Genomic DNA, 21141 nt, shown 5'->3' with positions numbered 1-21141 from the left:
TTGTTAAAACAATGTTTGTTTTTAAGTCTTATGAATTTAACCCATCTGAAAGCTTAGGAGTAATTACAGTCTCACCGAGGAACTCTTTGGCTGTATTAGTCTCAAGACAACATTGAATACAGTTATAAAAAAACAAAGACAATCCCTCCTTATCGTCGGGACAGTCTTTGTTTTTAAAAATTGTTGGTACAGCCAATTTGATGAATCACTCCTTTGTCGTGAATCAACAAAAAGGCTGGCGATTAAAATTGATAGTATGCACTATCTTTTTTTGCGTCTGGCTTTCTTTTTCATTTGGTTGACAAATAATTCTTCATCATAGTCTTCTGCTTTTCCATTGGATAATAACCCTCCAAAGACTTCAATAAGGTTGTTTTCTTCATGGCTATAGGACATATTTTCCTTAACCAAAAAGTCAAACAGCTTGTGTGATTGTTTGATATCTTCATTTATAGTGGCATTGTTCTTTGAAGCAAGATTTCCTTGTACTGGCTGCTCCATTTTATTGCCATTATTCCACCAGTCATTGAATACGTTAGCCGAAAGGTTTTTGCCTAATTGCGAACCATTCCACACGGATTTTGAACTATGGTCAATAAAGGTTATTCCATAAACTCTGCCTTCGGTATTTCGTCTTACAACGGTATTAATACCTCGTTCCAACAACCTTTTTTTGAATTCTTTTTCATCCGATGCCGTCTGTAAGCACATCTCAATGGTTGTCTTAAGCAAAGCTTTGGATGGCTCATTTTTCAACAATTCTTTGGACTTCCCATAGTGTTGTTGAAGCTGAACATATCCTGCCTGTTTACCGAATAGCGAAGCCTTAAAAGGATTGCTTGCTTTTTCTCCCTTTTCATTTAATGCAAAATATACCAGTCCTTGTTTTGGGATTCCATTAAATTCCCCCTTGACTTCTTCGGCGGTAATATTGAAAAGGGAAAGCAGGGCATTGTAGGTGCCGAAACCCTCAAATTTGTAGTACTTTGGCAAATGACGGATTACCGAAGCCATCTGGCTCTTTATGTCCCCAGCCTTATAATCAACGGGTTTGAATATTTGATTTTGTGGATTTTGCTTTTTCTCGATAGCCGATATCAGGCAGTATTCTTTTTCCAATTCACGACAGACATCCATCGAACGCCTTTTTTCAAATTTATCAGATATTTTTCTTCCCTCTTCATCCACGCAAACCGATACAATATGAATATGGGTACGGTCAATATCAGTATGCTTGAATACCACAAAAGGCTGTTCAGCGTAACCCATTTTCCGCATATACTCCTGAGCCATCAGTTTGAATTTTTCATCACTTACCTTATCCTTCGGATCAGGATTGAGAGAGACATGTAATATTGGTTTTTCAGTCTTTCGATTGGCCAGCAGGTACGGTTCAAAAGAACGCAACAGTTGACCGACTGCATAACTGCCATCAGGAGTTTCAATTATCTTATTGGTATACAAAACCTGCCCGTTTTCCTTTTCCACTTTGAGCTGATTGTACACCAACGCACCATACAGATTGTTGCCTCTTCCGATTTTCGCTATCATTTTTTCAGGTATTTTGCTTCAAACTCCTCAGTTAGTAGAATGATTTTTTGGCACAATACCGCCATTTCTGCTGTCTGCTTTTCCAATTTATAGAGATAGGCTGCGGCTTTCTTTTCAGAAAAATTGCGGTAAAGTATTTTTACTACTTGGTTATAATTGGTTCCTACAGCCCTGAACTGGCCGAATAAAGTGGTCAGGCGCATATAGTAATCCATGGTTGCCTTGTCAACCGTTATGGTCGTAATTCCTTTTTGGAAAATACATGCCGTAATAAAATGCGCCATTACATCCATGCGTGAAGCTTCATAGAGAGAAAGGAAACATGCATTTTCCTCAGCACTAAGGCTTATAGAATAGCGGTGAACGGCGGGATCTTTCTTGGGATTCCTGCCTCCTTTATGCGGGGTGGTTTTGCCGTTGTCTTCCATAACCATTTTTACTGGTTTCGTCTAAATAATTTTAAAACCAATATACTTAATCATTAGTGATCGCTTCTGGATATTGCAGAATATGGAAGCATTTGGCTTATTATTTCCGCATGTGGATTTTCGCTTTAAGGACAACTCCCGTCAAATAAAGCCACGACAGGACAGTATGTAAGAGTGCCCCGCTTTCGGAATTAATTTCATGAAAAACGTGAAATTATGCTCTACAAAGAAACAGTCAGCAAGGAGATGTGGGAACTTCTCCAGAAACTTATGAAAGATGAAAAGCTGAAAGACTTCAGCCTTGTTGGAGGCACGGCTCTTAGCCTTATGATAGGCCATCGGCTAAGCATAGATATTGACCTGTTTACAATTAGAGATTTTGATGAACTGGCAATGCTTTCCCATCTTAAAGATCAACATCCGGTAAAAATCAGGGAGATACTTGAAAACACCATGCTTTTAGATATAGGCCTGGTTAAGGTAGATATCATTGCCCACCGATATCCGTGGCAGGAACCAATTCGGACTGAAGAAGGTGTACGTCTGGCATCTTTATATGACATCGGTGCTATGAAGCTTCATGCGATTTTCCAAAACGGCACAAGGATAAAAGACTTTGTTGACATGTATTTTCTTTTGGAACACCATTCCCTTAAAACCTATTTAGAAACTTACCAAAACAAATATAATGGAAATCCGAGACTAGCTGCTCTTGCATTAATGGATCATAGAAATATAGACAAAGAAGAAAAAGTCAAACTCCTGAAAGGCAAAGAAACCAATTGGAACAAAATGACCCAGCGACTAAAAAAAGCAGTTTTCAATCCTTCCATTTCATTTTCTGAATCAAAAAATCAAATTCCTCCACCCAATAAAGGAAATGGATTTAGACGCTAAGCGTTTGAATAAGAAGTTAAAAAATCGTATATTTACTTCATGGCACGAGTTAAAAAAAATAAGGCATTCCCAAATCTAAACCCAGTATTTTTTTGGGATTTCGATATAGATGCAATGGACTTTGAGAGAGCCTATAAAACTATTATTGCCCGTATCGTAGAGCGTGGAGGAAAAGAAGAAATCGACGAAATTGTTCGTTTCTACGGCCTTGAAAAGGTGGTGAAAGCGATTCGTGACGAAATTTATTTTCTTCCAAATTATGCCATTGACAAGGCTTTAAAATTGTTTCCTGAACTTAAAAAGGAAGAGATGTACTGCTATCTTAACCGTAAAGATAAACCCTACAGCTGGATCTAGTTTTTATACTATAAGCCATTCTTACGAACAAATAAATAAAAAGAAAACGAAGTTAGGCCAAGCATTAAACTTAGCAAAAGACTACGGCATAATGTCTTGCTCGTTCCTCACAATCCACCCTTACGGGACTTATTCCGTTTCCTTTTGCTAAGTTTACTGCCAGCCCTGTGAAATTGCTTTCTTTTTCTTTTTTACGGTTTTTCTGTTTTCTTTTGAATTTATATTTATGCCTTTGCATATGCACATACAGCAATATTTGAAAGCTTAAATATTTACTCATGTCCACATTCATATTTATATGTAAAAGCGTATATACATAAATACAGTTTTAAAAGCATATGTATATATTTCAATCTGTAGCTATTAACAACTATGCTTACATGTTTACTTTTGTAAAGTAGTGCGTTGCTACAGAGCTTTGTGCTTATGGGGTGACAAGCGTAAATACATAAATACGTAAATACATAATTAGGTAAGTTTGATTTCCAAACTTGATTGTGATAAACAATCATAATCCTTATACTTCGATGATTATACTGGTCTGAGATTTGAAATCGAACGCTTTTTAAATTAATTTATTGAATTAATTTACCTTCCAGTTTAGCTATATCAAAAAAAGGGCATCAAGCCCTTTCAATTAAAACCATCGGTAAGAATATTTTCGAGAGAAAATAGCAAGTTGTGTTTTGAACTGCTTGAAATACTTTCCGCAGCTCAAAACCACTTGCCCTTGCAGGGGGCTGGAAAACGTCTCCAAAGTCGGCGTTTTATCAAAATTCTAAATGGATTTACGATTAACGAATAAGTGCAGTTTGAAAAAACTGCACTTATTTATTTTTATTCCTTTAAATATCGGTCAAACCAATTGGTAATTCGTTTTGTAAGGTCCATTTTATTCTCCTTGATTACAATTACATGCTGGTCTTTTGGATATACTAATAAAACATTCTTTTTCTTGGCTCTCCTCAACGCATTATAAAAAAGTAAACTCTGTTCGTAGGGTAAATTAGTCTCCATTTTACCCACCCAAGACAGTAATGGTGTAGTAACATTATCTGCATAAAGTATTGGTGAATTTTTTAGGTACAACTCTTTGTCTTTAAAAATAGACTTTCCTATTCTCCATTGTTGCGTTTCACTTCGCCATAATTCTGGAATATTGAGACTTTTTGAGTTACTAAAATACCAACTTACCATGTCTGAAATTGCTGCACCCGATACTGCAGCTGCAAAAATTTTCGATTTTGTAATGATGTAATTTGTTTCATAACCTCCGAAAGAATGCCCTATTAAGCCAATATGTTTTGCGTCAATCATTCCTGTTTTTACAACTGCATTGTTTGCAGCAACAACACAATCCAGTGCACTATTGCCGGTTTCTCCTTCATAATATTTCACATCAGGCATTAGTACAAAATAATTCTGTTGCACAAAATGTTTCACATTAAAACCGGTATCGTTGTATAAAGTCGGAATGCAATATTCATGCAATGAGTTAGTGATTTGTGAGTACACATTGATTATCATCGGATATTTTTTACCTACTTCATAATTTACTGGATAATATAATAATCCTTGCAGTTTGTCTCCTTTTGAATTTGAAAATGAAATTAGTTCTACCTTTCCTTGATTAAAGTTTTTATCATGGGTATTGCTTTCAAACAGAACCTTATTTACACCGTTTTTAAATGATACAATTCTTGGAGACTCATTATGCGATTGTTCTCGATAGACATAGACTTCATTATTGGCTCTACGCAATTCATCTGATTTTGTAGCATTATTTGCTAGTGGAATTAAAGTGTTGGATGTAGAAACTAATTTGAATTGTTGTGCTTTGGTGGTCGCATTTCTTGCTGAAACAATTAAATCATTAGCTGAATTAATTTCAGTTAGTGCCCAGCCATTGTAATTATCATTTCCTATTTGCTTGATATTTGAACCATCTACAGTGAAGTAAGTACCGCTTTCTCGACCTTTTGTAATCCGTTTTAGTTTACTTGTTTTGATATCAAATTTAAAAATATCAAACTCATCTTGTAGCAAAAGGTATTCTCCATTATCACTCCATCCTTTCATTCCAAAAACATGTGGTCTTGTTATGTACTTTAAATCATTTGAAACCCATTCGGAGCCTGCAGGTGGCACAATTGACACCGTAGATTGTTTTTTTATATTGTAGAGCCACCAATTTTTATCTTTAAAATAGCATATGTATGCTCCATTTGGAGAAAAAGACAATAAGTAATTTTCACTAGGTTGCTTTTCCAAAAATAGCTTTTTGGTACCATCAGCCAGATTGTACAAGAAATAGTCAACCTCACCATAGCGCTTAAAATGAGGAGCATATGCCGTTGGATTGTAAAGTAATGCAACTGATTTACTGCCGTTAAGCTGTACAAAAGGGAGTTCTTTACTTGTAATCGTATTCCAGCGCTTTTCTTCAATAAACCAAACCGATAAAGTGGAATACCCTTCTAAATTTTCCCTACTTGCTTTTGGATAAATCCATAAATCTTCTGTATCCCAAACCTCGACATCGTCTTTTTTTGGTGTTGCCTCTTCTTTGACTTTCGCGATTCCAAAAAATACCCTTTTACCATCACTTGAAATTTTGAAAGATTTTGTGGTAACAATTTCATGCTTTTCTGGAAAATTTGAGAATGATTTTGGTTCAAAGGTTTGAATACTGTTATCTTGGTTTTTGTAGAAGTTCAGTTTTGTGTATTTCCCGTTGATGCCCTCTTCGAGCCAAAAAACACCTTTTCCATATTCTGCCAATGTAAGACCAAATAACTTGTGTGGCGTTGTGTGATATTCTGTTTTTTGGTTTGTCCTAAGATTTATTGTTCCGAAACTACTTTTCCCATTATTGTTAGTGAGATAAGTCAGGATATTGTTAGGCTGGTCCAATTGGTATTCTGTTACATTTGGAAGTTGGATGATTTCTTTATTTTTTATGATCCTCACCATTAATTCCCCATCATTGGAAAAGCTCACAATAATTTTTCCGCTGTTGGCAAATTCAAAAGCAGTACAATTTGATATACTAATGTTTTCACTATTTTCTAAGTTAGTTACTATTACTTTATCTCCTTGAAAGGCACCAAATGCAATTTCACCACCAAATTTGCCTTGTGTTCCTTGTGGAAAACTAAATCCAATATTTTTCTGCGTATGTTTCACAAAGAGTGTATCTGAACCATTGCTGTACTGCATATCAAATGATATCCAGTTTCCCTTTTGGGAAATAGCTCTGTTTTCTAATTTGCCCCACCTTTCATACTCTGCTGCAGCAATATTCTTTTTGGAATGATCCTGCCCGTAAATAGAGCAGGATAATACTATCCAAAATGACAAAATTGTTTTTTTACAAGAATAACCTAAAGCAGTATTACTATGGTTTTTTAATAGCTTCATAACTTTAATAACCTGTGTTTTGTGGTTGTAAATTTGGATTTGCGTTCAATTCTAGCTCTGGAATAGGCCACAAAATATCTGAACTATTCCAACCTGGTTTTGAAACAGATAATACTCCATCAGCTGTTCCACTGCGCTTTAAATCAAAAAAGCGATGCCCATGTTCCGTAAAAAACTCAAATCTTCGCTGTTTTTGAATTTCAGACAAAATTTCAGAAGTGATAGTTGATGTAATTATTGGTAAACCAGCGGTCGTTCTTATCTTATTTAAATCTTCTTTTGCGCCTGCTAAATCGCCTTGTTTTGCTCTTGCCTCGGCTCTGATCAAATATTGTTCTGCTAAGCGCAACACAATAGAATATTCCTGCGAACTTGTTGTTGCGGTGCGCAGTTTGTATTTATTGGGATGATACCAAGTATTCAGTCCGGTGGTAACTGACTTTGTCCAATTCACTTTGCGTTGGTCGCCCGTTTCAAATGCATTCATAAAATCGGTACGAAGTGCACAAACTGGTGGCGGTCCTGATACGAAAATAAAAGTTGTACCTTCATTACTATTTCGTACCGCTGTTGCTGATGCTAATTGCCAAATAGTAGTTTTACTATTTCTTAGAAAAATTTTGTTTAAATCCGTTTCCCAAGCATAAAGTGGACTATTGATAACCGTAGTTGCTTCATTTGCTGCTGCTGTATTTTTATTCATGTATAAATATACTCTGGCCAGCATGGCTTTGGCCACCATTTTATTGGGTTTGGCGCGATCCGAAGAACTATAATTTTCAGGCAATCTAGAACTGGCAATTTCTAAATCCTTCGCGATTGCTGTATATACTTCATCTGCAGAACTGCGCGTAACTTTTCTATTAATTTCATAATTGGTTCCTGTAATATAGGGGATGCTACCATAAATTTGCAACAGATAAAAATGCACGAGAGCACGAACGAATAGTGCTTCACCCGACACTCTGTTTTTAACCGCAATAGGTAACCCGGTCGAATTTTCAACACCTTGAATAACTGAATTTGCGTTATATATTTGACTATAGCTTGAAGTCCAAAGTGACGCCACAGTAGCATTATCAGCCGTAAGCGCATTGTTGTAAATAGGTAGGGCAATTGTAGAGTTGGTATAATCTTGTAATTCATCCGCATACAATCCCATTCTAACAGATGCACCAGTAGGTAATCCAGATAGGATGCCGCCGTCACGAAGTTGTGCATAGATTTGTGCCATTGCTGCATTTGCTGTCAATTCACTTTCAAACACTGTAGTTCCTGTAAGCTGAGAATTAGGTAATGGAACCTCTACAAAATCACTACAGGAACTTGAAAAAAGTATCACTGTCAAAACCAAAAGAATGCGATACACCTGATATGGCTTTGTTTGTACCGTTATAAATTGTAAATTTTTCATATTACTATTTTTTTGAGGATTAAAAGTTTAATGTCATTCCGCCACTGATCACTTTTAGCGGAGGGAGGAATCCTGAGAACTTAAACTCGGGATCACCTGCTTTGTAAGATGTAAATGTCAGTAGGTTTTGACCTTGAATAAAAAGTTTACATTTTACATTAGTGGTCGCTTGTAACGGAATATCATAGGAAAGTGAAATATTTTTTAGTCTGATAAAAGAGCCGTCTGTAATTACAGCATCGCTTTCTATGTACCTATAATAAGTGCTTACCGCTGCACCATTTAGTCCCGTAGTGTGCAGTTGCGAACTGCTTTGATCCCCAATTTGCTGCCAAGCATCACCACTAGTGTTGCTTTGGTTTACTTGACCACCTCCCGGAACATTTGAAATGTAATCGTAATTATCTCTTTTTACGAACTGCAATAAAAAATCCAATTGCCAATTTTTATAGTCCAATTGGTTTTGGATGCCTCCAAAATATTTAGGAGATAAGTCCTTGCTAATTTGCTTGTCGCCTGCTGTTATGCTTCCATCCCCATTTAAATCTTCAAAATCGTATAATCCTGTTTGTGGATTAACACCTTTACTTTGGTATAATTTTACAATATCAATGGATTGGCCAATCACATACCGATTTGCAAAAGTAGAACCTGAAAGATTCGGGAAAGAAAGTAATTTATTTTTTGCAACGGCCACATTGAAGTTTGTTGACCATTTAAAAGAGTTTGAATCAATATTTAGGGTTCTTACGGAAAATTCAAAACCTGAATTTTCAACGGTAGCATCAAGATTCGCATTCAATGACAAGAAACCTGTTGTAGCTGGCATAGGAATACCCACCAATTGATCCGACGAACGATTTCTATACAAAGCTAGCGTACTAAAAATTCGGTCTTTAAAAAAACCAGTTTCTAAAGCTAATTCTAGTTTACGATTGGTTTCCCATCCAAAATCGGCATTATAAAGTCGTGTAGGTTGTAACCCAATTATGCCCTGATAATTTGCACCAGTTGTACCGTAAGTATCATAAAACTGATAATCTCCAATTTGATCATTACCTGTAGTTCCATAACTAAAACGGAGTTTTCCAAAACTCATTTTACTATTTTCTGGATTGAATTTTTCTTTGCTAAAAATCCATGCAGCTCCAATAGCACCAAAATTAGCATATTGTTTGCCTGGTCCAAATCGGCTGGAGCCATCCCGACGACCTGTAAAGTTTAAAAAGTATTTTTCGTCGTAACTGTAATTGATGCGACCAAAAAAAGCTTGATAACGGTACAAAAAGGTATCGCTATTGGTTGTGTTTTTTGTAATTGCAGAAGCTAAGTTGTTAATCAGATTGTTGTTTGCAAAACCAATACCCGATTGGAATAGGCGTTCTGTACGTTGCTGTTGGCTTGTCATCCCCACTAGTACATCAAATTTGTGGTTTCTAAAATTTTTGAAACCTCTTAGTTGTGGCTCTATAATCCATGATTGTCTGCTGGTAAGGTTTAAGTACATTAAGGAATTGTCACTCCCAACTTCGTAAACGGGATTGTAAATGGTGGATGGTATTGTTCGAACTTCTTCGGTTTTTAAATCGGTAAAACCAAAATTTGATTTTATTTCTAAACCTGGAATTAGTTCATAAGACAATACGCTGTTGGCCACCAAGTCATTAGTATTTGCACGGTAGGTACTTTTTAGAGGTGCCAAAGGATTTTCGAAGGTATCATTTTCCCAATTCAGATTTCCATTTGAATCGTACAGTGCGGGAGCGTTTGGTGCCAAATAACGCGCTGTTAACGTCAAATCTGTCGCTGCTTGTAGATTATCTTGTGCCGTGTAATTTCCCGAAAAAGAGATTTTGAATTTCTTATCTAAAGAAGTGTGGTTTATTGAGCTAAGAATCCCTCCTTTAATGTACCTGAAATCTCCCGGAAGGACTGTTCCCTCGGTTCTGTAGTTCCCACTAATCAAGAATTGTGTTGTTTCACTACCACCAGAGATACTGGTTCTAAAGTCATTGATTGTTGCTGAACCGCCTAATAATTCCTTTTGCCAATTGGTATATCGAGTTTGATCCCAAGTTCCATTTATATCATAATCGGTATCCGATATTGGAATTCCATCATTGATAAATGCTTGTTTACGCATCGACAGATACTGCTGCGTATTCATCAGCTCTACAAATTTAGTAGCTGTACCAACGGCCGTTGAGGCCGTTACTGAAATGTTTGTTTTGCCTGATTTTCCTTTTTTTCGGGTAATTAATACCACACCATTTGCTCCCCTTGAGCCATAAATTGCCGTTGCATCGGCATCTTTTAATACTTCGATGCTTTCAATGTCATTTGGGTTAATACTGTTGAGCGGGCTGGCTTGGCTTGGTAATGCCGTTGAAGTATTCGTGCTTCCTATGGACTCGTTTGAATAGGGTACTCCATCAATAATATATAATGGTTCATTTCCATCAAGACGAATACTATTGCGACCTCTAATTTTAATTTGGAAACCACCGCCGGGAGTTCCTCCATCTTGAATGATATTGACACCTGCCAATCTTCCTTGCATTGCAGCTAGTACATTTGTGACAGGTTGCTTGTCGATGTCTTTTGCAATCATTCTTACAATACTACCGGTTTGCTCTTTTTCTTTAATAGAATAATATCCGGCATTTATTACGATTTCCTTTAAAGTCGTTGCATCTTCAGTCAATTTTACATTGATAGTTACTTGATCTGCAACTACAATTTGAATCGTTTTATAGCCTAGATAGGAAAAAACCAAAACATCATTCTCCGCTGCTAGTATGGTGTAATTTCCATTTTCATCAGAAAATGCTGTTGGTGGCTTATTTTTAACCTTTATGGTTACACCAGGAACTGTGCTGGTATCATCGGTAATTATACCTTTGATAGATCGTGTTTGCGCATTTAATCCTGTTATGAAGCACAGGAAAAGGATGCAGGACAGTTTGGACAGTTGTGTTGTTGTCCAAAACTTCAAAAATGATTTTTTTTTCATACTTTTGAATTGGTTTAGTTAGACTTCGGTTTAGTTTGCTTTGGTCCTCTATTCGTCCGCCAAGAAGAGTTAGAGGGCCTTTTTTTTCTGATTAGCCTCGAAAGCGCTAAGGCATAGATTTTTATTTTTTAAGTCATAGGCGTTATCAGTATTTTATTAGGTGTTGTCACATCGAAGCAAGCCGTGTGATGTGAAAATAAATAGTTAGTTTTCTTAGTTATTGCTGTTTATATAAAAGCATTGGAACCATAAAGCCAACAAATTATCAGTGTAATTAAAGCTAGAATTAAAGTAACTTTTATAGTTTTATAGTATTTCATCTATTCGTTGTTGTTTCCTGTTTTTCAATTTATTATTTCGATTTGCGCCATTGCTGTTACCACAGATCTTGAGAACACTCTTTTTTGGGTACAAAGGCTTTTGAATTTATATTGTTGTTTTTTTAGGAAAGTACACTGCCGTTGCCAGTTGCAGCCCAACTCAGGCAGTGCGTTTCCAAACTAACTAATTCAATTAATTGATTTACGATACTGTAAAAAAGAAGATTTGCTAAGAATAAAAGGGAGTAACTTTTGCGCATAAAAAATGGCATGGAACTCAGCTTATTGCATCAGAGGCATTGGCATACCTTAACCACAAATAAGTGAGCCCACGCCATGGGACGTGAGCATCTTACTTATCATCTCGTGGTTATAAAACGCCAATTTTCTGATACGAGATTCTAAGCGAATGCTTCAAATATTTTATATGAAGGATCGCAAATATATAAATATGTTACAAATATAACAAACTTATTCAAAACTAGCACTATCGTGCCAATAAAATTCGTAAATAATATTTTCTTTTGCCATAATGGGTAATAAGAATAGTGATAGCAATAAAAGTAACGAAGCAAAAATATTTTTGCTCGATAGATTTGTTTGTAACTACATTAAAAAAGAATGGATTTCAGATACTAAATCAAATTTATCTCAAAGCCAAGAACTTGGTATACATCCTCATGTTCTAACTAAGATTAAAAATGATGATGGGTACCGAATACCTTTATCAACACTAGCAATTATCTGCTTTTACAAAAAAATTGATTTATCTGAATTTTTCAAATTAATTGAAAAACAATATGGTTCTAAGATTAATGATGATTTTGTTTTGAAAACGAACACAAAAAAAGATGCCTAAGCATCTTTTTTTATTGCCTTTAAGGACAACCATAAAGAATTTTAGAAAGGATTTTGTATGGTAGTTATTGCGTATAAATTATCGAAATGAACTTTCTGTAATTTAACCAAAAAGGATTCAACAAATAAAAAGTCCATTTGATGATTTGTAAGATAATAATTAAAATGTATATTTGAAAGTAATACGCTACTCAGTAGCGCCTATCTACCCCAAATAAGGTGTATATGCGCTACTTTGTAGCGCATATATACAAGTTAGTGGCAAGCGTCCGAGAACCGAAAACTAACGAGAAACAAATCTTAAAAATGCCGAAAACAGCTTCAATATTTTTAATTTTCTTTGTATTTGCAGGATGCAAATACAAAGAAAATTCTTGGTTGAATAATTACAAAGAAATTAAGTGCAAATACGCAAAAATCGAAGAATTAAGAAGTAATGATAGTTTAAATAAAATCAATAAGTTAGGAAAAGAATTATCCGAAATTAAAACTGAAATTAGCAAAATAGACAAACCAATTATTGAACAAATAACAAAATTAGAAAATTCAAGAAGTGAAATTGTTGTTGAATATTTAAGTAAAAGTAATCAAATTACAGACCAACAAACTGACAAATTTGGTCATAACTCAACACCTGAATTTGAAAAGAAACTTTCCCAAAATGAAAAAGAAGCAAATTCAAAAACCAAAGTTTTTGAAAACAAAATTGAGTTTTTATATCAAAAATTAGCTAAAAACAATAAATATCAAGAACTAAAAGCTAAAGAAAGTAAAATTAAATCCGAAATAGACGAAGAATATATTTCTATAAAAGAAAAATATTCAAAGCAATTAGAAAATTTACAATACGATTTAAATTATCTGAATGCTCAATTCAAAGAATTAACTGCAAATTTAAATACTCAAGAATTAAAAACATTAACTAAAAACAGAGATAGCATTAAACAAAATCCGTGTAACTTTACAATCAAAAATTAACAAAATGAACAGAAAAGATTTTTTAAAAAGTGGATTAATATTAGGCGGAGCAACATTGTTACCAACAAATTCTGTTTTTAGCCAAAGTCTAATTGAAAACAAAACTGATTTGTTAGTTGACAAAGACGGAAATTTTTTTCAACAACCTTTACTTTATACTGAAAGTTTTCTTGAACCTTTTATGGACGCAGAAACTTTACATTTGCATTACACTTTTCATCACGGAGGAGCTGTAAAAGGAGCAAACAAAGATTTGCAAATGATAAAAAAATCTTTAGAAGAGAATAATCTTGAAACTGTCGATTATTGGACAAAAAAATTATCGTATCATCTTTCTTCTCACATTTTACATTCTATATTTTGGACAAACTTAACCAATAAAGCAAATTTACCAAAAGGCGATTTATTAAAACGAATAGAAAAAGATTTTGGAAGTTTTGATAAACTAAAAATGTATTTAGCAAAAACTTCAAAAGACGTTGATGGAAATGGTTGGGGAATTTTAGGTTATCAACCTTACACCGATAAATTGACAATTTTACAATGTGAAAATCACGAAAAACTGACACAATGGGGCGTAATTCCATTGCTTGTAATTGACGTTTGGGAACACGCATATTATCTGAAATTCAGAAATAAGCGAACCGATTTTGTTGACAATTTATTCAGCATTATAAATTGGGATAACGCATCAGAAAGATTAGAAAACGCATTAAAAATGATGAAATAGAAAACGGAAAAACGAAACCGCCCAAAACGCCAGCCACCAACAGCAGTTTGGCAATATGGCGGGTTTTGGCTTAATTTGAAGTTGGTTTTGTACTTGAAAGTTAGTGTTAAACCGAAAGTTTTGGCTTCCTTAATCCGCCACATCGCCAAGCTGCAAAACGTCAGGCTGTGAAAAAACCTCTTTTTTGCGATAGTGTCCAGAATTCCATTTATATCTGAATATTTAAAAAAATATTGCTTTCAATACTAAGTGTCAATTATACTTATACATTAGAAACCAATTAAAATTAGTATTTTAGGCTAAATCAGATAATAATCTAAAAAAAAACCACTTCTCTTTAACAAAAAGTATCTTTTAAAAATAATTACAAATATTAAAACGTTTTAATGAAGCCTACACCTAATTGTTTGCCATTATAGAAAGGTGCTATAGCTGACATACTATTTTTTTCTTTGGATTTGAATATTTTTTCTTGTATCCATGGATTGATCCAATAGGCAACTTTTGTACTTAAAATTCCAATTCCAGCACCTGCAACCACATCTGTTAGCCAATGTTTGTCGTTGTAAATTCTGAATGCTCCTGTACCAGTAGCAATTATATATCCTGAAATTCCATACCATATTGAGACATCTTTATACTCTTGCCAAAGGAACTCTGCGCCTGCAAAAGCCGTGGCTGTATGTCCAGATGGAAAAGAATTGAAACCACTACCATCAGGTCTTTCGACTTGTGTAATTGATTTTAAACTTAAAACTGATGCTGAGATAATTAAATAAGAAGTACCGAGTATTATGGTTCTGTCTTTAAAATTATGTTTTCCTTTTATGCCCAAAGCATTTAATCCGTAAACTGATAAAGCTGGTGCATATTGCGAGAAATCGTCAATGGTTACTTTTTTATCGATATCTTCATTTACTTCTTCTTTTATTTGAGTATTGAAGAGTTTTAATTGATCACTTTCAATACCAATTACACCATAACCTATTAAAACGGACGGAATGATTAGTTGTTTTAATTTGAATTTATGCGTGCTGTCGGTTTTCGGAATAGTATCTGTATCAATTTTCTTCTCTTGAACACTTTCAATCTGGTTCTGTGCATGCAATGTAGCTATACTTAATAATGAAAATAAAATGGTTTTAAACATGGTAAATAATTTAAAAGGTTACGCGTAGTTTTATACCATTATGATTTCATTGTTAAGATTAGTATTCCGCCTATAATCATCAAACCACCCAAAGCTATGCGCCAAGTAAATTGTTCGTTTAGAAATATAAAAGAAAGTACTAGTGTGATAATTATACTTCCTTTATCGATTAATGCCACTTCGGAGACTGTGCCTATTTTTATTGCTCTATAATAAAAGACCCAAGAAATTGCCGTTGTTAGAGCCGAAACACCTAACAACAAAACATCTTTTTTGGTAAGATTAGAGAAATCTTTATAATTATTAAAAACTATGATGTTAAACCAAATAAAAATAAATACGAATGAAGTCCGAATAGCCAAGCCTGTATCGGAAGCTACATTCTTTAAACCTGCTTTAGCAACTACCGATGTCAAACCAGCGAAGAACATCGATATTAGAGCAAAAATTTGATACTGTTTCATAACTTAATTAGTTTAAATTTTATTCTGTCAAAACTTCTAATCCACTTTTTATTATTGTAACTTCTATTTTATTTGTTCTCAAATTATGAAATTCTCCGTCAATTTGCGTGTCTACGAAGATTTTCTTAGGCATTTCTATATTTATTTTTTCGATTAATGTGTGTCGTGCTTTTTCGAATTTTTCTATTTTATTTGATATTACTCTCATACCTAAAATTAGTTTATCAAATAAGTTTAGTTTAGAAATTACAACTAAATCTAATAGACCATCATTTAAACTTGCTTTAGGTGTTAAACTCATTCCATATCCCATTTCATTTGAATTAGAAATAAAAATCATGAAGGCATTTGTATTGACAATATGATTGTTAAATGAAAGTATCGTTTCCATCGGATTAAATTGAATACTTGATGCTATAGAAGCCCGAACATAAGAAAACAATGTTCTCTTACTGTAACTCTCATATTTTTTTATAATCGTTGCATCAATTCCAACCCCCACATTGCTAAAAAAATAATGGTCGTTTACTTTTCCAACATCAATAAATTGTGTGTTGCCTTTACGTATAATTTCCGTTGCTTTATCCAATGATTTTGGAATGTTTAGATTAGAAGCTAAACCATTTCCAGAACCAACTGGAATAATTCCTAATTTTATTTTGGTATTAATTAAACACGACGCCACTTCATTTATGGTGCCATCTCCGCCACATACTACAATACAGTCCGGATTGTTAGAAATTGCATTTTGGGTAAGGATGATTGCGTGTTTTTTATAATTTGAATAGTCAACTGCAATCTTATAAGTTTCCTTTGGAAAATGCTTTTCTAATTCGGTTTTGCCAATATTATGTTTTCCACTACCTGATATTGGATTAACAATAAAATGAATGTAAACCATTATTCAAGCAGCTTATTAGTAAATAAATAATCAGCAGTTTGATACCAAGAAATGGTTTCATTTAGGAAATTTTTGTCCAATGGCAATGGTTTTAATCTATTATCGGTTTTATTCCAAGTATAAAATGCTTGCTTCTTTTGGTCAGACAAAATCATTACTTTTTCTTTTTTCATCAATACTAATTTTCTGTATGTTCCTACTAATGCGCGTTCTTCAAAGTTTGGATTAAATACATTTTTACCAAAGAAATTGCTTTCGTAACTCCAATTCATCATTGAAAAAAATGTTGGAAAAACATCTATTTGAGAGCATTGTTTTTTTACTTTTTGGTTTATTGCTTCTGGAAAATTTATTATAAATGCCGGGATGTGATAATTGGCAACATCAATTTCATCTTTACCTGCACTACTAGCGCAATGGTCGGCAATAATTATAAAAACAGTATTCTTGAACCAAGGTTTGTTTTTGGCTTTTTGAAACATTTTTTTTAAGGCATAATCAGTATATTTTACAGCTCCTTCACGACCAGTTCCTGATGGAATATCAATTGCATTGTCAGGATAAGTATACGGTCTGTGGTTGGAAGTTGTCATTACAAAATTGAAAAATGGTTTGTTGTTTTTGTAATGTTCATCAGCCACTTTAAGCATTTTAGAGTAAATGTCATCATCACAAATACCCCAAGCATTTTCAAAAGTCACTTCGTTATCATTAATATTATTTCGTACCGTTTTAATTTTATCACTTAAAACGCTACCTCGTCCACGATCATAAATTGTAAATCCGTTGCCACCAAAATACGCGTTCATATTATCAAAATAACCATCGCCGCCATAAAAGAAATTTGAGTTATATCCTTTGGTTTTAAAAACATTTGAAACGGTATATAGGTTTTGATTTTCGGGACGTTTTACGATACTTTGTCCCGGTGTTGGTGGAATACAAAGTGTCATTGCTTCCATACCACGAACGGTTCTAGTTCCTGTGGCATATAAATTGTCGAAAAACACACTTTTTTGAGCTAAACTATCTAAAAAAGGTGTAATATTTTCTTTATTTCCAAACTCGTTCATAAAACTACCACTAAGACTTTCAACCAAAATAAATACTACATTCTTTTTACTTGGCTCTTGGTTAGTTGTGTCTGTTATTGTTCTGTGAATAGATAATCCTTCTGATTGGTATTTACTGTTTTTATCGCTCAATTTATTTCTAATAATAGCAAAAGCCGATTTGTTATTTACAGAAGTATAAAACTCATAGTATGCCATTTGATTGTTTCTGAAAGCTGCAAAAAATGAATAAATTCCCGATTTTGATATTTCAGCGTTGTATCTATTTTTAGACCATTCCGCCTGATTATTTGTTATAAATGTTGTAAAAAACAAACAAGAAACTACACCAGTACCTAACACAATACTTTTTTCTTTTAAAGTTGTAGTTTGTGAAAATGTGTTTTTGAAGGCATTTCTTTTATAAAATAGAAATAAGACTAAAAATACAATTAATGATACTCCACTAATTAATATTGGTAGAGGATATGATTGTTGAATGTTTGAAATAACTTCGTGAGTGTATATTAAATAATCTACTGCAATGAAATTAAATCTCGTTTTGAATTCGTCCCAAAAAGTAATTTCGGCAAAAAAGGTAAATACTAATATAAAGGTTACTACTGTGGTAAAAAACCAAATGAATATTTTATCAACCAACGAGCCAACCCATTTATTTGGAAAAATGAAGTAATAAATAATGGCAGGAAATACAATAAAACTAATTGTACCTATATCGAAAAATAATCCTGTTAGTACTGTTCCTAAAACAGTGAAAATGTTAAACGAAACTTCGTCGTATTGCCATATAAAAAAAATAATTCTTACTATCTGAGAGATAATAACAAACCATAATACAAAAGTAAGTAACAATGCGTATCTGGTTGATAAGTTGGTTTTTTTGAACATAATAGTTGGTAAATAATATTTTGAAAGAGAGTGAAATAGTGATTTGTAAACAGAAAAAAACACCCACACATACTGTCTAGATGCTTTAAAAAAAATCTAACTAACCTTGTCTTTAGTGATGAAATTACCGTTCTCGTCAAAAAGCAAATCCTTGCCTTTAATTTCGGCTTCGTATATTATAGTACCTTCTTCAGTAACAATTTTTGCTGCTTCTTTTACTTTTTGATTTTTATAATTATCCTTTAAGTATTGCAACGCATTTTTAGGCAATTGACTGACTTTAATTTCAATTTCTGTTTCAACAATTTTTCCATCTTGACTTAACAAAACCGAATTATCTACATTATTCAAATCAAAACTTGCTTCAAAGTTTTTCCCTTCCTTATCCCATTTTACTTCTTTTGCTTTTGGAAATTTTTGAAGAAGCGCATTTTTGACTACTTGAGGCACATTTTGCTCTTTCGTTTTTTGAGCAAACGACACTAATGATACCATTATTAAGGTTATCACAATTATTGATTTTTTCATTGCTATTCTATTTTATAAATTAATAATAGTCAAAGATGAAAACCAATTTAGAAGAAATATTGAATTTTGGGCTTGGGACTGTTTTTTATGAAGTTTTTATGATATTACTTTCCAATAATCAGTTTTTGTTTTTCTATTTTATTGTTTTTAATAATGGCAACGGTTATTAATAGCATTAAAATTGTAAATAGTATAGCTGACGACAAGTAGTTCCAAAATTTAGACCGCCTTTTTCCAAAGGTTTTGTAAGTAAATCTCCAAAAGTTGCTCCGAATGGTCGTGTTAAAACAAATGCTAACCAAAACGTTTCTTTGCTAGAGCTCGTGGCGACTTATGGAAAGCTTTTTTTCCATAATTGCCCGAGAGAAGTTATGAAAAGTAAATGAACAATTTACCGAAAAACTAGCCATGAGTTTTAGCAATTGTTGGCAGATGCCCTTTATTCTTCTGTTTCCGTTCTGTTTTGTAATCCTTTCATAATTAGGTTTCGGGTTTCAATAAATTTAAGTCTGATAGGTATAAATACAAATCGGATTACAAAAAATATAAGTCACACATAAATAAATATAAATTGGATTGATATAAATAGGACAAACAGAAATGTAAATGCGAAACATATTTATATAAATGCGGAGCAGATATATATAATTGCGATAGCAATAAATATAAATCCGCTAGTTAGTTTTATATTTCTGTTTGTAACATACACTATTTTTATATCTCCAAAATCTTTACAAATAATACCAAACTAATTTGTTAAAAAGCTTGACCTATGCCGATGTAGAAGAGTTTATCTTCTTTTGATATTCCGTAATCAAATGATAAAATTGTGGACTGATTCCAAGCAATTCTTGCACCTAAACCATACGAGTAACGAATGTTTTTAAAGTTTAGATTTTGCCATTCGTCTCTTACTGTTCCTGCATCAAAAAATGGTGCGACACCGAAAGCAAATCTTTGTTTTCCTAATTTTGTTTCTGCAATTCTATATCTTATTTCAATATTTGTGAACCACATAGAACGTGCTAAAAACCGATTTGCTCGATAACCTCGCAATGATTGCTTTCCACCAAGTGCATTGATGCTACCTTCTGGACTCCATTGGTCTTGAAATTCAAAAAATGGGGCATTCGAGCCAAAAATGTTACCAACTCCAAATCTTCCAGCGATAACAGTTCTTTTTCCAAAAGGCAACTTTTGATATGCTCTTGCTTGAATAAAAAGTTTATTGAAATCAAATTGTGAGCCAATATATTTGCCAGAATATTCATTTGCTATTTCAAAATAGTAACCTTTGGTTGGGTCGGGTTCAAAATCTCTTGTGTCATAAATTAATGCGGTTTGTAAAATTGAAATCCAACCACCATTTAAGCCAGATATTAAGCCTTGATTAAAATCTCTTTGCAAAAGTGAAAATCCATTTGGAGCAGTAGTTTCTTCTCCTGAATTTGGATTTATTGCCTCTGCTTCCTCTCCCTCAAAAGTTTTATAACTTAAATTTTGAATTTCATAACCACCCATTACTCGCCATTTTCCGTTTCCTATTGCGTAATCTCCTTTTAGATTAAGCATATATTCTGTTTCTCTAAATCGGTTTGACAAGGCATCTGTCACAAAACTTGCTTCGCCAATTCCACCTGGTCTCAGCGTTTTTCTTGCTTTGTCAAATGCTTCATATGTTGAAAAAGTAATGTTTTCATTGGATGGCAATCGTAGATTGCCCAACGTTGATTCTGTTGAGCCAAAATATAAATTTGCTGGATTTTGTTGTGCTTTAAAATCAATTTTAAATCTCCAACGTGTTCCTTTATAATATGGTACATCTAAAGATAAAATTAATTCTCTTGCGTTTGAAGTGTAATATGCTGCATTAGCTTTTAGTTTTGCCAAGTAAGGTGTGTAGGCAAAAAGTGGATTTGTTCGTTCGCCGTTCCAATAGACATTACTTCTAAGACCAAAACCAAAACCTGTAACAGGATCTGATGAAAAGTCAGGCAAACCCGTTATGAAAGTTCCTTCTCGTTTTTTTGCAAGGTCATCATCTGACATTCGTTTTGATTTTACAAATGAAAGTGTATCGTTTACTTGTGCGTTAATCGAGTACGTTGAAATAGTTAAAATAAAGCAAAAGAGAATCTTTTTAATTAATTTAAGTTGCGACATAATTTTGG

General features: G+C 33.7%; 16 protein-coding genes and 1 pseudogene. 5 read left to right on the top strand and 12 right to left on the bottom strand.

All coding sequences use genetic code 11. The annotated features are described in order from the left end of the window. Positions 1–261 precede the first annotated feature (261 nt). Complete coding sequence (gene mobB, locus CLV00_RS13050) at positions 262–1551, bottom strand: conjugal transfer protein MobB (RefSeq protein ID WP_099715593.1); 1290 nt, start codon at positions 1549–1551, stop codon at positions 262–264. Then, positions 1548–1979 (bottom strand): conjugal transfer protein MobA, encoded by a 432-nt coding sequence (gene mobA, locus CLV00_RS13045; protein ID WP_099716346.1) that lies wholly within the window; start codon positions 1977–1979, stop codon positions 1548–1550. Before mobA ends, mobB begins: the two co-directional genes overlap by 4 nt. Positions 1980–2195: 216 nt before the next feature. Between mobA and CLV00_RS13040 the strand changes: the two genes are divergently transcribed. Both CLV00_RS13040 and CLV00_RS13035 read left to right on the top strand, forming a co-directional pair. Then, entirely contained in the window at positions 2196–2876 is a 681-nt protein-coding gene (locus CLV00_RS13040) for a nucleotidyl transferase AbiEii/AbiGii toxin family protein (RefSeq protein WP_099715592.1), read from the top strand. Positions 2877–2915: 39 nt separating this feature from the next. Continuing rightward, on the top strand, positions 2916–3233 hold the full coding sequence (locus CLV00_RS13035; RefSeq protein ID WP_099715591.1) for a hypothetical protein: 318 nt from the start codon (positions 2916–2918) through the stop codon (positions 3231–3233). Between the two features lie 837 nt (positions 3234–4070). Here the strand turns inward: CLV00_RS13035 and CLV00_RS13025 are convergent. From CLV00_RS13025 to CLV00_RS13015, 3 genes are read right to left on the bottom strand one after another with little or no spacing between them, the layout of a single operon-like run. Next, complete coding sequence (locus CLV00_RS13025; RefSeq protein ID WP_099715589.1) at positions 4071–6653, bottom strand: prolyl oligopeptidase family serine peptidase; 2583 nt, start codon at positions 6651–6653, stop codon at positions 4071–4073. Positions 6654–6657: 4 nt separating this feature from the next. Further along, positions 6658–8067 carry a RagB/SusD family nutrient uptake outer membrane protein gene (locus tag CLV00_RS13020; protein WP_099715588.1) on the bottom strand — a complete coding sequence of 470 codons (1410 nt, stop codon included), beginning with the start codon at positions 8065–8067 and terminating at the stop codon, positions 6658–6660. A gap of 19 nt (positions 8068–8086) precedes the next feature. Continuing rightward, positions 8087–11080 carry a SusC/RagA family TonB-linked outer membrane protein gene (locus CLV00_RS13015; RefSeq protein WP_099715587.1) on the bottom strand — a complete coding sequence of 998 codons (2994 nt, stop codon included), beginning with the start codon at positions 11078–11080 and terminating at the stop codon, positions 8087–8089. A gap of 852 nt (positions 11081–11932) precedes the next feature. Between CLV00_RS13015 and CLV00_RS13010 the strand changes: the two genes are divergently transcribed. The 3 genes from CLV00_RS13010 to CLV00_RS13000 all read left to right on the top strand — a co-directional run bounded on the left by CLV00_RS13010 (position 11933) and on the right by CLV00_RS13000 (position 13966). Then, the gene (locus CLV00_RS13010; RefSeq protein WP_099715586.1) at positions 11933–12259 is read left to right on the top strand and encodes a helix-turn-helix transcriptional regulator; all 327 of its coding nucleotides are present in this window, start codon (positions 11933–11935) and stop codon (positions 12257–12259) included. Between the two features lie 377 nt (positions 12260–12636). After that, positions 12637–13236: a hypothetical protein gene (locus CLV00_RS13005; protein WP_143394897.1), complete on the top strand. Its 600-nt coding sequence runs from the start codon at positions 12637–12639 to the stop codon at positions 13234–13236. A 4-nt stretch (positions 13237–13240) separates the two neighbouring features. Continuing rightward, positions 13241–13966, top strand: coding sequence for a superoxide dismutase (locus CLV00_RS13000; RefSeq protein WP_099715584.1), 726 nt, complete (start codon positions 13241–13243; stop codon positions 13964–13966). Positions 13967–14339: 373 nt separating this feature from the next. Here CLV00_RS13000 and CLV00_RS12995 read toward each other — a convergent pair whose 3' ends face one another. The 7 genes and pseudogenes from CLV00_RS12995 to CLV00_RS12965 form a co-directional block, all read right to left on the bottom strand. Beyond that, positions 14340–15116 (bottom strand): phosphatase PAP2 family protein, encoded by a 777-nt coding sequence (locus CLV00_RS12995; protein WP_099715583.1) that lies wholly within the window; start codon positions 15114–15116, stop codon positions 14340–14342. Positions 15117–15154: 38 nt separating this feature from the next. Beyond that, a complete protein-coding gene (locus tag CLV00_RS12990) occupies positions 15155–15580 on the bottom strand; it encodes an EamA family transporter (protein ID WP_099715582.1) in 426 nt (141 codons plus the stop codon). A 19-nt stretch (positions 15581–15599) separates the two neighbouring features. Beyond that, positions 15600–16481 (bottom strand): diacylglycerol kinase family protein, encoded by an 882-nt coding sequence (locus tag CLV00_RS12985; protein WP_099715581.1) that lies wholly within the window; start codon positions 16479–16481, stop codon positions 15600–15602. Continuing rightward, on the bottom strand, positions 16481–18442 hold the full coding sequence (locus CLV00_RS12980; protein WP_099715580.1) for an LTA synthase family protein: 1962 nt from the start codon (positions 18440–18442) through the stop codon (positions 16481–16483). Before CLV00_RS12980 ends, CLV00_RS12985 begins: the two co-directional genes overlap by 1 nt. Before the next feature lie 96 nt (positions 18443–18538). Beyond that, positions 18539–18970, bottom strand: coding sequence for a PepSY-like domain-containing protein (locus CLV00_RS12975; protein WP_099715579.1), 432 nt, complete (start codon positions 18968–18970; stop codon positions 18539–18541). A gap of 175 nt (positions 18971–19145) precedes the next feature. Then, a pseudogene (locus tag CLV00_RS16680) lies at positions 19146–19235 on the bottom strand (hypothetical protein); the annotation flags it as partial. Positions 19236–19726: 491 nt separating this feature from the next. After that, positions 19727–21133 (bottom strand): DUF5982 domain-containing protein, encoded by a 1407-nt coding sequence (locus CLV00_RS12965; RefSeq protein WP_099715578.1) that lies wholly within the window; start codon positions 21131–21133, stop codon positions 19727–19729. Between the last annotated feature and the right edge of the window lie 8 nt (positions 21134–21141).

Source organism: Flavobacterium sp. 11 (genome assembly GCF_002754315.1).
Lineage (GTDB): Bacteria > Bacteroidota > Bacteroidia > Flavobacteriales > Flavobacteriaceae > Flavobacterium > Flavobacterium algoritolerans.
Note: the sequence above shows the minus strand (reverse complement) of the source record. Positions and strands in the feature narration are given on the sequence as shown.

Bases quoted from the DNA above. Each gene is read 5' to 3' on its own strand.
- mobB (WP_099715593.1), bottom strand. From the start codon at position 1,551: ATGATAGCGAAAATCGGAAGAGGCAACAATCTGTATGGTGCGTTGGTG.
- CLV00_RS13040 (WP_099715592.1), top strand. From the start codon at position 2,196: ATGCTCTACAAAGAAACAGTCAGCAAGGAGATGTGGGAACTTCTCCAG.
- CLV00_RS13025 (WP_099715589.1), bottom strand. From the start codon at position 6,653: ATGAAGCTATTAAAAAACCATAGTAATACTGCTTTAGGTTATTCTTGT.
- CLV00_RS12990 (WP_099715582.1), bottom strand. From the start codon at position 15,580: ATGAAACAGTATCAAATTTTTGCTCTAATATCGATGTTCTTCGCTGGT.
- CLV00_RS13020 (WP_099715588.1), bottom strand. From the start codon at position 8,067: ATGAAAAATTTACAATTTATAACGGTACAAACAAAGCCATATCAGGTG.
- mobA (WP_099716346.1), bottom strand. From the start codon at position 1,979: ATGGAAGACAACGGCAAAACCACCCCGCATAAAGGAGGCAGGAATCCC.
- CLV00_RS13000 (WP_099715584.1), top strand. From the start codon at position 13,241: ATGAACAGAAAAGATTTTTTAAAAAGTGGATTAATATTAGGCGGAGCA.
- CLV00_RS12975 (WP_099715579.1), bottom strand. From the start codon at position 18,970: ATGAAAAAATCAATAATTGTGATAACCTTAATAATGGTATCATTAGTG.
- CLV00_RS13010 (WP_099715586.1), top strand. From the start codon at position 11,933: ATGGGTAATAAGAATAGTGATAGCAATAAAAGTAACGAAGCAAAAATA.
- CLV00_RS12980 (WP_099715580.1), bottom strand. From the start codon at position 18,442: ATGTTCAAAAAAACCAACTTATCAACCAGATACGCATTGTTACTTACT.
- CLV00_RS13035 (WP_099715591.1), top strand. From the start codon at position 2,916: ATGGCACGAGTTAAAAAAAATAAGGCATTCCCAAATCTAAACCCAGTA.
- CLV00_RS12985 (WP_099715581.1), bottom strand. From the start codon at position 16,481: ATGGTTTACATTCATTTTATTGTTAATCCAATATCAGGTAGTGGAAAA.
- CLV00_RS13015 (WP_099715587.1), bottom strand. From the start codon at position 11,080: ATGAAAAAAAAATCATTTTTGAAGTTTTGGACAACAACACAACTGTCC.
- CLV00_RS12965 (WP_099715578.1), bottom strand. From the start codon at position 21,133: ATGTCGCAACTTAAATTAATTAAAAAGATTCTCTTTTGCTTTATTTTA.
- CLV00_RS12995 (WP_099715583.1), bottom strand. From the start codon at position 15,116: ATGTTTAAAACCATTTTATTTTCATTATTAAGTATAGCTACATTGCAT.